Genomic DNA, 12,664 nt, shown 5'->3' on the forward strand with positions numbered 1-12,664 from the left:
ACTTATTTCACGCTAAACGTGTACTGCCCTTTGGTTTTATGGCCATCAACGGACACAACGTGCCAGTTAACCGTATACGTCCCCGGCGGCAGTGCGTCATCAAGGGGCACAATCAGTTGCGTTTTATCCTGTTCGTTGCGCCTGGCGGGCCGTGTTTTGATAGCCTCCTGCTTTGGACCGGTAATTGTCACACCGCTGAAACCTTGCTCAATCCCTTCAGAAAAGTTAAGGGTGAGCGCCTGCGGCGCGGCGGTTACATTGGCATTGGCAGCCGGATACTGATGCGTCAGATGCGCATGCGACCAGACTACGGGCGTCGTCAGCATGGCGGTCAGAAACAGGAGCGTACGTGCAGGAGTGACCATATCAACTATTCCTTTTTGTTATGTCTTATCTTCAGAGGATAACCCTCTATAATGTTTGAGTCGAGACGCATCAATTGCGACTTGCCATCGCGGCGGTCTCTTAGTAACTTTTGCGCGCAATACCTAAGGAGAAGACCATGCAAAAAAATCTCGCTCAGCTTGAACAAGCTGAAATGGATAAAGTGAATGTCGATCTGGCGGCCGCTGGCGTGGCGTTTAAAGAACGCTATAACATGCCCGTCGTCGCCGAGGTCGTGGAGCGCGAACAGCCAGAGCATCTGCGCGACTGGTTCCGCGAGCGTCTTATCGCCCACCGCCTGACGTCTGTGACGTTGTCACGTTTACCGTATGAGCCAAAAGTAAAATAACGTTTTGCTTTAAAGTTACATATCCTTACATATTGCCTGCTACAGTATAAGTCTATTCTTAATCTATCATTTAAGAACGATTGTAGACACTATGAAAAGGAAGTCATTATGTCGAACTGGAAAATCGCTGCCGCGCAGTATGAACCCCTAAAAACACCTGTCCGCGAACGCGTTGCTCAGCATCTCGCCTTTATCGAAGCGGCGGCCCAACAACACTGCAATTTGCTGGTCTTTCCATCCCTTTCATTGTCCGGCTGCGCTGACGACCGAAAGGCGTTACCTGCGCCGCCGGATGCCAGTCTGCTCCAACCGCTGTCCTGGGCCGCAGCGCATCATCGTATGACAATCATTGCCGGCTTGCCCGTGGAGCATAATGAGCGCTTTGTCAAAGGCATGGCCGTTTTTGCACCGTGGATGACCGCGCCGCGTACCTATCATCACAGTCTTGGCGCTTGCCTTGGCAACGATCTTAAAACGATACGCGTGGTGGATGATCAACCGGAAGGCATGGATCTGGACCCGGCGTTTTCACTGTTCACCACCAGCCAGAGCGTCGGCGAGCCAGAATTACTCTCCTCAACGTCACGGTTGCAAAACTTTTCTCATAAATTTTCGATTGCCGTACTGATGGCCAATGCGCGTGGCAACAGCGCATTATGGGATGAAAGTGGTCGACTTATCGTTCGCGCTGACCGCGGTCCGCTGTTATTAACGGGACAGCGCACCCCACGGGGTTGGCAAGGTGATATCATTCCATTACGCTAGTCGTTTTCGGTCAGGAGTGTTACATGCTACGCATCATCGATACAGAAACCTGTGGCTTACAGGGCGGGATTGTCGAGATCGCCTCTGTCGACGTAATCGATGGTCAGATCGTCAACCCGATGAGCCACCTGGTGCGTCCTGACCGCCCTATTTCCCCTCAGGCGATGGCGATCCACCGTATTACCGAAGCGATGGTGGCCGATAAACCCTGGATTGAAGAGATTATTCCGCACTATTACGGAAGCGAGTGGTACGTTGCGCATAACGCCAGCTTCGACCGCCGCGTGCTCCCGGATATGCCGGGTGAGTGGATTTGCACCATGAAGCTGTCGCGTCGGCTGTGGCCCGGCATCAAATACAGCAATATGGCGCTGTATAAATCCCGTAAGCTGAACGTGCAAACCCCGGCCGGCCTGCACCACCACCGCGCATTATATGATTGCTATATTACGGCGGCCTTGCTGATCGATATCATGAACAGTTCAGGCTGGACGCCAGAGCAGATGGTCGAGATTACCGGACGTCCGGCGCTGCTCACCACCTTCACCTTTGGCAAATACCGCGGTAAACCGGTGTCTGAGATCGCAGAGCGCGATCCGGGCTATCTGCGCTGGCTGTTTAATAATCTCGACAGCATGAGCCCGGAGCTGCGCTTAACATTAAAGCACTATCTGGAAAACGCTTAATGCTCGCCTTGCCCCGGTAACGTCCCCTGGGCCAGGCCAATCAGAAAAGCGAATTCCAGCGCCACGCCTTCATACGATTTAAAGCGACCTGACTTCCCGCCGTGTCCCGAATCCATGTCAGTGCAGAGCAGCAACAAGCGATCGTCGGTTTTCAACTCGCGCAGTTTTGCCACCCATTTCGCCGGCTCCCAGTATTGCACCTGCGAGTCATGTAACCCGGTCGTGACCAGCATGTGAGGGTAAGCCTGTGCGGTGACGTTATCGTAAGGGCTGTAGCTTTTCATATACGCGTAATACTGAGGATCTTTCGGGTTTCCCCACTCCTCAAATTCCCCGGTCGTCAGCGGGATCGACTCATCCAGCATCGTCGTGACCACATCAACAAAAGGCACCTGGGCAATCACACCATGAAAAAGCTCGGGACGTTCGTTAATGGCAACCCCCATCAACATACCACCGGCGCTGCCACCCATAGCGTAACAGTGCGAAGGCGAGCCAAAACCCAACGCGAGCAGCGCGTCGCACGCATCTAGATAATCATTGAACGTATTGCGCTTCTTAAGAAATTTACCGTCTTCGTACCACTGCTGTCCCAACTCACCGCCGCCTCGCACATGGACAATGGCATAGACGAAGCCGCGATCCAGCAGGCTTAAGCGGCTACTGCTGAAATCAGCATCCATACAGGAGCCATACGACCCGTAGCCGTAGACCAGCAGCGGATTTTGCCCCTTACGAAAATACTTTTGGTTATAGACCAACGATACCGGCACTTCGACGCCGTCGCGCGCGGTTATCCACACGTGCTCGCTTCGGTAGTTTGCGGCGTCGAAACCGGGCACTTCCGTTTGCTTAATCACCCGACGCTCACCGGTGTCCATGTCCAGTTCAAACAGCGTGTCGGGTGTGGTCATGGAAGAGTAGCCGTAACGCAGCCGTGAGGTTTCCGGCTCCGGATTATAAGCAAGCCAGGTGACATAAGCCGGATCATCAAAGGCGATGCCTATGACTTCTCGCGTTTTACGGTTAATTTGCCGCAGGCTGGTCAGTCCGCGCTGCCGCTCTTCCACAACCAGCCAGTCAGTAAACAGGGTAAAGCCTTCCAGCATGATAGCGTCCCGCGGCGGGATCAGCGTTTCCCATTTTTTTTCGTCACGGACGCGAGTGCGATACAGACCGAAGTTTTTGCCGTCACGGTTCGAACGCAGGTAGAACTTGTGCTGGTAATGATCAAGGCTGTACTCGTGATCTTTACGACGCGGCAAAAAGACGAACGGTTCAGCGTCGGCCAACTCGGCATCCAGCAGCCGCACTTCGCTGGTCGTCGCGCTACCAAGATGGATCACAATGTAATGCTGCGAGGTTGTTTTATGCAGGCTGACGTAAAACGTATCGTCTTTTTCTTCGTAGATCAGTTCGTCGTGATTCGACGGCGTGCCAACGGTATGGCGCCAGACCTGGTAAGGCAACAGCGTTGTGGCATGCTTGCGCACATAATAGAAGGTCAGAGAATCATTCGCCCAGACAAACTCGGGGGCGACGTTATCGAGCATTTCCGGATACCAGTTGCCGCTGTCAAGATTACGGAAACGAATCCCGTACTGACGGCGGGACAAGTAATCTTCCGCTATCGCCATAATCGAGTTGTCAGGAGTAATAGCCAGCCCGCCAAGGGTGTAAAACTCGCTATGCGCCGCCCGTTTGTTGCCGTCAAGTAGCGTGACCCATTCATCCCATTCTTCACTGAGCGCCGACTGACGCTGATAAATGGCGTACTCGCAGCCCGGTTCGTAAATATGGCGATAGCGATAACCGTTCTTCACATAAGGCGCGGAGACTTCGCGCGGGGGAATGCGATCGATAATTTCTTTCAGTACGCGGTCCTGCAATGCCTGCTGGGTGGACATGACCTGATGCCCGTAGGCGTTTTCCTGGCGCAGGTAGTCAAGGACTTCCGGCTGCGAGCGGCTATCGTCCCGCAGCCAGTAATAATTATCGATGCGTGTATCGCCATGGACCGTCATGGCGTAGGGAATACGATTGGCTTTCGGCAGCATGTCACTGTTCTTTCGTGATTATACATCCTCTAAGGGTGGCAAAACTCACGAATGATGCAAGCGAAACATGCTGCATTCAGCGGTTAGCCGGGTAACGCCAGCTTTTGCTGTTTGAGATCCTGTTCAATACCTTCGCGGACATCCTGCGGGATTTTCAACGCATCGCCCAGCGCGTTAAGGTAGCTGCGCTCCATAAAGTGATCAATATCAATGGCCGCACAGCTCAGGAAGTAAACCTCAAGCGCTTCTTCTTCGTTGCGAACGCCCTCGGCCAGACGCTGCGGATCGAGCGGTTGCTCAATGGCCTTCTCGATGAACACGCGCCCCTGCTCCTCCACGCCCGCTTCGCGCAACTGCTGCTCGATAGCGGCGCGCTCTTTCGCATCAATATGACCATCGCTTTTTGCAGCGAAAACCAGCGCCAGGATCAAACGCTCGGTGCGCACATCCAGCGGCGAACTCTGCGCGCCAAATTGCGGCTCGTCCTGATGGGCGGCACGCACTCTGTCTTTGTACTTGTTCCATAATACTGTGCCAGCAATCGCACCACCGCCCGCGAGCAGCGCGCCAGTGCCATATTTGCTGAGTAATTTACGGGAAGATTTATTTGCGACCAGTAAACCTGCCAGGCCACCCAGCGCGCCGGGAACCAGCAGTTTACTTAATCCTTGCTGACCGGAAGAGGAAGACGACGAAGACGCTCCGCTCTGTCCGAGCAAAGATTGTAATTGATTTAGCCAGTTAGCCATTTTTGCCCCTCAAGTACTGACAATGAATCTTCAAATCGTACCCGAGGGGATGTCAGGAAATGTATTTTCCTGCAAAAGATGCGCAAATTATGACGTTACTGCGGCTGATACTCCGCCTTGCCGGCTTTGCAATCGACGCTGACGTTATAGTGTATATCCGCGCTTTTGCCGCGTACGGTCAGCGGCACCTGCCATTTTCCATCCTGGCCGGTAATTTCTTTCGGGTTAACCCAGGCAACAGGATCGGCCTGACCAACATGCTTTTGATCGTCAGGCCAGCGCGCAATACGATTTTGTTGATAATCGCGTTTAACGCTCGCCGCAATGCCCGCGGCATCCAGCCCTTCACACTGAGGAAATTTGACCGTTTTGCTGTCTGTACTGGCTGCATACGCCGATGCGCTGGCAACCAGCAGCAGGCTCAGCAGCGCGCCCGTTTTGTTCATGTTTTTCTCCATAGCCCATTGCGTTGACTCAGAAAAAAGCATGGTACAAAACGGCAGGAGCGCAAGTCAGACTCAGGCGGCCTGGGTGTCGTCTTCCGCGGACTCAACCACCTGCGGCGATGGCAATTTGCCGGTTCTGAGAATAGTGCTCAGGACATCTTTCTGTTCTGCCAGCCACAGGGAAAGCGCTTCACGCTGTTCGTCTTCCAGCGCTAACGGCGACTGTTCAAGCCAGGTGTCAAGCAGATCCGCCGTGTCCAGCATCTTGTCATACGCATCGGCTTCCTTTTTGCTGGTAAATGACATTTTTTCCTCACCTTCACGAATGACTACGTATTTAACTTCAACCGCCATTTTGCAGCCTCTCAATATTACTGTATTTATATACAGTATATTCCATTTGCGGCCTGAAATCAACCTGGTAATAAAGACAGACGCAAACGTTTTCGTATATACTGCGGCCAATTTTATCGGGGGATATTTGTATGACGTTATTAGGTACAGCGCTGCGTCCGGCAGCCACTCGGGTGATGTTGTTAGGTTCCGGCGAGCTGGGTAAAGAAGTGGCGATAGAGTGCCAGCGCCTCGGCATTGAGGTTATCGCGGTCGATCGCTATGCCGACGCGCCAGCGATGCATGTCGCGCACCGTTCCCACGTCATCAATATGCTGGACGGGAACGCCCTGCGACGTGTGGTTGAACAGGAGAAACCGCATTTTATCGTACCGGAAATCGAAGCTATCGCCACTGACATGCTGGTACAACTGGAGCAGGAGGGTCTGAACGTTGTCCCCTGCGCCCGCGCGACACAACTGACGATGAACCGTGAAGGTATTCGCCGCCTGGCGGCGGAGGCGCTGGCGCTGCCCACGTCCCCTTTCCGTTTTGCCGACAGCGAAGCCAGCTTTCGTGAGGCCGTCAGCGAAATTGGCTATCCCTGCATTGTGAAACCGGTGATGAGCTCCTCCGGCAAAGGACAAAGTTTTATCCGTTCCGAAGAACAATTGGCCCAGGCCTGGGCGTATGCGCAGCAAGGCGGTCGCGCGGGGGCCGGGCGAGTGATAGTGGAAGGCGTGGTGAATTTCGACTTCGAAATTACCCTGTTGACCGTTAGCGCCGTCGACGGCGTGCATTTCTGCGCGCCGGTGGGCCATCGTCAGGAAGATGGCGACTACCGTGAATCCTGGCAGCCGCAGCAGATGAGCGCGCTGGCGCTCGAACGCGCCCAGGAGATTGCACGTAAAGTGGTGCTGGCGTTAGGCGGCCACGGGCTGTTTGGCGTTGAGCTGTTTGTCTGCGGCGATGAGGTCATTTTTAGCGAAGTTTCCCCTCGTCCACACGACACCGGAATGGTGACACTGATTTCGCAGGATCTGTCCGAGTTTGCCCTTCACGTACGCGCCTTTCTCGGTCTGCCGGTGGGCGCTATCCGCCAGTACGGGCCGTCAGCTTCAGCGGTGATTTTACCGTCATTGTCCAGCCAGAACGTCACGTTTGACCAGGTGCAGAATGCGGTTGGCGCAGGCTTGCAGATACGCTTATTCGGTAAGCCGGAAATCGATGGAAGCCGTCGTCTGGGGGTCGTCCTGGCGACAGGAGAAAACGTTGACGCGGCAGTGATGAGCGCAAAAGACGCGGCCCGTCAGGTGATTGTCAAAGGTTGAATCGCCATCAGGCCTACAGCCGCGCGTAGGCCTGATAAACGACATAACCGCTAATTACTGCTTCGCGCCTTCTACTGCTTCGCGCGCCAGGCGGGTAATACGGTCGTAGTCACCCGCTTCCAGCGCATCGTTCGGCACCAGCCAGGAACCGCCGATACACAGCACGCTTTTCAGCGCCAGGTAATCACGGTAGTTGGCCGGAGAAATGCCGCCGGTCGGGCAGAAACGTACCTGTGAGAACGGACCCGCAATCGCCTGCAGCGCTTTGGTGCCGCCGTTGGCTTCCGCCGGGAAGAATTTAAACTCTTTCAGGCCGTAGTCCATTCCCAGCATCAGTTCAGAAACCGTGCTGATCCCCGGAATAAGCGGGATCGTACCTTCCGTTGCCGCTTTCAGTAACGGCTCGGTCAGACCCGGGCTGATGGCGAACTGCGCGCCGGCAGCAGTGACGTCCGCCAGTTGCTGCGGGTTGAGTACGGTACCCGCGCCGACAATGGCTTCCGGCACCTCTTTGGCGATAGCGCGGATAGCATCCATCGCACAGGCGGTACGTAACGTGACTTCCAGTACGCGCACACCACCGGCAACTAACGCTTTTGCCATCGGCACAGCGTGTTCCAGTTTATTCACCACGATCACCGGGACAACCGGGCCGGTGGTCAGGATTGCTTCTGCACTTGTTTTCCAGTTTTTCATCAGAGTTTTTCTCTCGCCTGATTACAAAATGAGTCTTAAAAAGTGATACAGGTTGCGCCCTGCTCCGCGCCGGAAAGTTTTTCACGCAGCGCGCTAAACATCTCACGACCGGTACCGATACGCGAAGCGCTCAGATCCGGAATGTGAGGCTGGCGGGCGGCAAGTTCCGCGTCATCAACCAGCAGCGTTAATTCCCCTGTCTGTCCGTTCACCCGAATAAGGTCGCCATCGCGCACTTTCGCCAGCAGGCCGCCGTCGTAGGCTTCCGGGGTAACATGTATGGCTGAAGGCACTTTACCTGAAGCACCCGAAAGCCGTCCATCGGTAACTAACGCAATTTTGAAACAGCGGTCCAATAATACACCAAGTGGCGGCATGAGTTTATGTAATTCTGGCATTCCGTTCGCCTTTGGTCCCTGATGACGGACAACCACGACGCAATCTTTGTTCAGCAGACCTGCTTCAAAGGCCGGTAAAACGTCATGTTGGCTTTCGAAGACCACGGCGGGGGCTTCGATAATCTGATTCTCAACCGGCACCGCAGACGTTTTCATGACTGCGCGACCCAAATTCCCGCTCAGTACCTTCGTTCCACCGTGATGGGAAAACGGCTGATCAAAAGCGGCAATGACATTGTTGTCCAGTGATTTCTGTGCGCCATCACGCCAGTCAAGCTCGCCGTTATTCAGCCACGGTTCCAGGGTGTAGCGCTTCAGACCGAAGCCCGCCACGGTATTGACGTCTTCATGCAGCAGGCCCGCATTCAGCAGTTCGCGCATCAGCACCGGTACGCCACCCGCCGCCTGGAAGTGGTTAATGTCTGCCGGACCGTTCGGGTACAGGCGCGCCATCAGCGGCACGACGTCCGACAGGTCCGAGAAGTCATCCCAGTTAATCTGAATGCCCGCCGCACGCGCCATTGCCACCAGGTGCATTGTGTGGTTGGTGGAACCTCCGGTTGCCAGCAGCGCGACAATCCCGTTTACCACCACTTTTTCATCGATCATTTTACCGATCGGCATCCAGTCGTTGCCGTTGCCGGTCAGACGCGTCACCTGACGCGCCGCCGCCACGGTCAGCGCTTCACGCAGCGGCGCATCCGGATGCACAAAAGAGGATCCCGGCAGCTGCATGCCCATAAATTCCACCACCATCTGGTTGGTGTTGGCCGTTCCGTAGAAGGTACAGGTGCCTGGCGCATGGTAAGAGGCCGCTTCCGACTCCAGCAGCGCCATCCGATCCACTTTCCCTTCAGCGTACAGCTGACGAATACGCACCTTTTCTTTATTCGCTAAACCACTGGCCATCGGGCCTGATGGGATAAAGATTGACGGCAGGTGACCAAACGACAGCGCAGCCATCACCAGACCCGGCACAATTTTGTCGCACACGCCGAGGAACAGCGCACCGTCAAACATGTTGTGCGACAGTCCAACCGCCGCCGACATCGCGATCACTTCACGGCTCAGCAGGGAAAGTTCCATACCGTCCTGCCCCTGCGTTACGCCATCACACATTGCCGGAACGCCGCCCGCCACCTGTCCGACCGCATTCGCCGAGTGCAGCGCTTTACGAATAATTTCCGGATAGTGTTCATAAGGCTGATGCGCCGAGAGCATGTCGTTGTAGGAGGTGATGATCGCGATATTGTTACGCAACATGCTTTTCAGGGAGGCTTTATCTTCCGGCTGGCAGGCGGCAAAGCCATGCGCCAGGTTGCCGCACGCCAGCTGCGAGCGGTGAACGGTTGAAGATTTGGCCTGCTCGATACGAGCGAGGTAGGCAGAACGGGTCTCGCGAGAACGTTCAATAATGCGCTGTGTTACGCGTAACAAATTCGGATTCATAACGGCTCCTGAAATTTATTTGTCAGAGCGACCGGTTTTGCAACATTCATCAATGGGTCCCGGGACCCGGTAAACGCTGGCAAGCAGTAGCTCAGGGGCAAAATCGTTTCAGGCAGTGTAATAAAAAAAGCCCCGCGGGTGAATCCACGCGAGGCTTAAAAGTGCAAAAATTGTTCTACAATCTGTGTTAGATCATGTTACCGGTAAAATAACACCTTAGTAGCAGGGGCGCTTTTACTCGAATTCATTCCAGGAACGCCCGTCGCGGGTGATCATCGCCACCGAGGCGACAGGTCCCCAGGTCCCGGCCTGATACGGTTTCGGCGCGTCATTGTCCATTGCCCATGCTTCGGTAATAGAGTCCACCCACTTCCATGCTTCTTCCACTTCGTCGCGACGCACGAACAGCGCCTGAATGCCGCGCATGGTTTCCAGCAGCAACCGCTCGTAAGCGTCCGCCAGATGCGTCTGATTGAAGGTTTCGGAGTAGCTCAGATCGAGCTTGGTAATTTGCAGGTTGTGCTTGTGATCGAGGCCCGGCACCTTGTTCAATACCTGAATATCCACCCCTTCATCCGGCTGCAGACGGATGGTCAGTTTGTTCTGCGGCAGATCCTGCCATGACTCTTTGAACAGGTTGAGTTCAGGCGTCTTGAAGTACACCACCACCTCGGAGCATTTGGTGGGCAAACGCTTGCCGGTACGCAAGTAGAACGGCACGCCCGCCCAGCGCCAGTTGTCGATGTCCACGCGAATCGCCACAAACGTTTCAGTGTTACTGCTCTTGTTCGCGCCTTCTTCTTCCAGATAACCCGGTACTTTTTTACCCTGTGCAAAGCCGGTGGTGTACTGGCCGCGGACCGTTTTTTCACGCACGTTGGAACGATCAATGCGACGCAGCGACTTTAACACCTTCACTTTTTCGTCACGAATACTGTCTGCGGTGAGATCGGACGGCGGAGACATCGCAATCATGCACAGGATTTGCAACAGATGGTTCTGGATCATATCGCGCATCTGGCCTGCCTGGTCAAAGTAGCCCCAGCGGCCTTCGATCCCCACTTCCTCGGCAACGGTAATTTCCACATGATCAATCGTGCGGTTATCCCAGTTGTTGACGAACAGCGAGTTGGCAAAACGCAACGCCAGCAGGTTTAAAACCGTCTCTTTCCCCAGATAGTGGTCAATACGGTAAACCTGGCACTCTTCAAAATACTCGCCAACCTGATCGTTGATCTCGCGCGATGTCGCCAGCGATGTTCCCAGCGGTTTTTCCATCACCACGCGCGCCGGTTTGGCATTCAGTTTGGCTTCGCCCAGACCTTTGCAAATCGCGCCAAAGGTGCTTGGCGGCATAGCGAAGTAGTTAATGGTGGTACGGTTTTTCTGGTCCAGCATGTCGCCCAGACGGGTAAACGCCGCGGTGTCATTGACGTCCAGATTGCAAAAATCCAGACGACCGCTCAGGGTATCCCATAAACTTTCGTCGATCTTCTCTTTCATGAAGGTTTCGAGGGCTTCACGAACAACCCGGGTATAGGCTTCTTTATCCCAGTCCGCGCGCCCTACCCCGATAATGCGGGTCTCCGGGTTGATCTGACCGGCTTTTTCCAACTGATACAGGGAAGGCAGCAATTTACGACGCGCAAGGTCGCCTTTCGCGCCGAAAATGACCAGGTCACAGGCCTGGGCTGTTTGCGTTACCGCCATGTCATTCTCCTTAGTTAGCTATCCTGGTGCGTTGCCAGGCATTACTTGTAATTTTATTACAGTGCACTGTACTGCTTTTACGTGAATCCTGAAACCGTAAACGGTTAACCACCCGTGCGGTTGGCGATCGTCGCGCCGTTTTGTTGTTGAGTGGCGCGATCGTGTAAAAAGGGGTGTCGTTTTTGTAAGCATGACATCAGGACAAAATAAGATGCTGATCATGTTATGAAAAAAAACAACAACTATACTGACCATTTTCCCCCCTTCATGGGCCAGCAGGGGTACTATCTACCAAAATCGCCGCTCGATTTCCTGTATTACTGAAATCGTCATATCCTTGAGTTTACATCATGAATATGCTGGAAAAAATCCAGTCTCAACTGGAACATTTAAGCAAATCTGAACGCAAAGTCGCCGATGTTATTCTTGCCTCGCCAGAACGGGCGATTCACTGCAGTATCGCGACCCTTGCTCAGGAAGCCAACGTCAGCGAACCTACCGTCAACCGCTTCTGCCGCAGTATGGAGACCCGGGGGTTTCCGGATTTTAAACTGCATCTGGCGCAAAGTCTGGCAAATGGTACCCCGTATGTAAATCGCAATGTCGATGAAGATGACAGCGTAGAGTCATATACGGGAAAAATTTTTGAATCCGCGATGGCAAGCCTCGATCACGTTCGCCAGTCACTGGACAAGTCGGCGGTTAACCGCGCGGTAGATCTCCTCACCCAGGCGAAAAAAATCGCTTTTTTCGGCCTCGGTTCCTCTGCCGCCGTCGCTCATGACGCGATGAATAAGTTTTTCCGCTTCAACGTCCCGGTGATCTATTCGGACGATATCGTGCTGCAACGGATGAGCTGTATGAATTGTAGCGACGATGATGTGGTCGTACTGATCTCTCACACCGGGCGAACCAAAAGTCTGGTTGAGCTGGCGCAACTGGCGCGCGAAAACGATGCGATGGTCATTGCTCTCACCTCCGCCGGTACGCCGCTGGCCCGAGAAGCCACGCTGGCGATTACCCTGGATGTACCGGAAGATACTGACATTTATATGCCCATGGTCTCTCGACTTGCGCAGTTGACCGTGATAGATGTGCTGGCAACAGGATTTACTTTGCGTCGTGGGGCAAAATTCAGAGATAACTTGAAGCGTGTCAAGGAAGCGCTTAAGGAATCGCGTTTTGATAAAGAATTACTCATCAAGAGTGATAACCGCTAACAGCAATAATAAGTACGACCTTTTTTCGTCATCCGGTTTTGTTCGCTATGCTATGTAAAGGTTTTCAGAACCGCCGGATCAATATTCACGC

The 12,664-nt window shown here is 54.1% G+C and carries 13 protein-coding genes; 5 read left to right on the forward strand and 8 right to left on the reverse strand.

Annotated features, from left to right (window positions below; translation table 11 throughout):
* Positions 1-2: 2 nt before the first annotated feature.
* Positions 3-365 (reverse strand): CopC domain-containing protein YobA, encoded by a 363-nt coding sequence (yobA, locus tag HVX72_RS12995; protein WP_042287846.1) that lies wholly within the window; start codon positions 363-365, stop codon positions 3-5.
* Between the two features lie 137 nt (positions 366-502).
* Between yobA and HVX72_RS13000 the strand changes: the two genes are divergently transcribed.
* The 3 genes from HVX72_RS13000 (at position 503) to exoX (ending at position 2,184) form a co-directional block, all read left to right on the forward strand.
* Complete coding sequence (locus HVX72_RS13000) at positions 503-733, forward strand: DNA polymerase III subunit theta (protein WP_042287849.1); 231 nt, start codon at positions 503-505, stop codon at positions 731-733.
* A gap of 108 nt (positions 734-841) precedes the next feature.
* Positions 842-1,498 carry a carbon-nitrogen hydrolase family protein gene (locus HVX72_RS13005; protein ID WP_042287851.1) on the forward strand — a complete coding sequence of 219 codons (657 nt, stop codon included), beginning with the start codon at positions 842-844 and terminating at the stop codon, positions 1,496-1,498.
* Positions 1,499-1,521: 23 nt separating this feature from the next.
* Positions 1,522-2,184: an exodeoxyribonuclease X gene (gene exoX / locus HVX72_RS13010; protein ID WP_042287853.1), complete on the forward strand. Its 663-nt coding sequence runs from the start codon at positions 1,522-1,524 to the stop codon at positions 2,182-2,184.
* On the opposite strand, the gene ptrB is transcribed toward exoX, so the two are convergent.
* From ptrB to yebG, 4 genes are all read right to left on the reverse strand, one after another.
* Complete coding sequence (ptrB, locus tag HVX72_RS13015; protein ID WP_042287855.1) at positions 2,181-4,241, reverse strand: oligopeptidase B; 2,061 nt, start codon at positions 4,239-4,241, stop codon at positions 2,181-2,183. The genes exoX and ptrB overlap by 4 nt on opposite strands.
* An 83-nt stretch (positions 4,242-4,324) precedes the next feature.
* A complete protein-coding gene (locus tag HVX72_RS13020; RefSeq protein WP_042287858.1) occupies positions 4,325-4,990 on the reverse strand; it encodes a tellurite resistance TerB family protein in 666 nt (221 codons plus the stop codon).
* 95 nt (positions 4,991-5,085) lie between these two features.
* Positions 5,086-5,436: a protein YebF gene (gene yebF, locus HVX72_RS13025; RefSeq protein ID WP_181821529.1), complete on the reverse strand. Its 351-nt coding sequence runs from the start codon at positions 5,434-5,436 to the stop codon at positions 5,086-5,088.
* A gap of 72 nt (positions 5,437-5,508) precedes the next feature.
* Positions 5,509-5,790 (reverse strand): DNA damage-inducible protein YebG, encoded by a 282-nt coding sequence (gene yebG / locus HVX72_RS13030; protein ID WP_042287862.1) that lies wholly within the window; start codon positions 5,788-5,790, stop codon positions 5,509-5,511.
* Between the two features lie 131 nt (positions 5,791-5,921).
* Between yebG and purT the strand changes: the two genes are divergently transcribed.
* On the forward strand, positions 5,922-7,100 hold the full coding sequence (purT, locus tag HVX72_RS13035; protein ID WP_181821530.1) for a formate-dependent phosphoribosylglycinamide formyltransferase: 1,179 nt from the start codon (positions 5,922-5,924) through the stop codon (positions 7,098-7,100).
* Between the two features lie 54 nt (positions 7,101-7,154).
* On the opposite strand, the gene kdgA is transcribed toward purT, so the two are convergent.
* The 3 genes from kdgA to zwf all read right to left on the reverse strand — a co-directional run bounded on the left by kdgA (position 7,155) and on the right by zwf (position 11,353).
* Positions 7,155-7,796, reverse strand: a complete 642-nt coding sequence (gene kdgA, locus HVX72_RS13040; protein ID WP_042287867.1) for a bifunctional 4-hydroxy-2-oxoglutarate aldolase/2-dehydro-3-deoxy-phosphogluconate aldolase — start codon at positions 7,794-7,796, stop codon at positions 7,155-7,157.
* A 35-nt stretch (positions 7,797-7,831) separates the two neighbouring features.
* The gene (edd, locus tag HVX72_RS13045; protein ID WP_181821531.1) at positions 7,832-9,643 is read right to left on the reverse strand and encodes a phosphogluconate dehydratase; all 1,812 of its coding nucleotides are present in this window, start codon (positions 9,641-9,643) and stop codon (positions 7,832-7,834) included.
* Positions 9,644-9,877: 234 nt separating this feature from the next.
* Complete coding sequence (gene zwf / locus HVX72_RS13050; protein WP_060569584.1) at positions 9,878-11,353, reverse strand: glucose-6-phosphate dehydrogenase; 1,476 nt, start codon at positions 11,351-11,353, stop codon at positions 9,878-9,880.
* 350 nt (positions 11,354-11,703) lie between these two features.
* Here zwf and HVX72_RS13055 point away from each other — a divergent pair, with 350 nt between their 5' ends.
* Entirely contained in the window at positions 11,704-12,573 is an 870-nt protein-coding gene (locus tag HVX72_RS13055; protein WP_042287873.1) for a MurR/RpiR family transcriptional regulator, read from the forward strand.
* Positions 12,574-12,664: the final 91 nt, after the last annotated feature.

Source organism: Citrobacter sp. RHB21-C05, from assembly GCF_013889015.1.
Classification (GTDB): domain Bacteria; phylum Pseudomonadota; class Gammaproteobacteria; order Enterobacterales; family Enterobacteriaceae; genus Citrobacter_A; species Citrobacter_A sedlakii.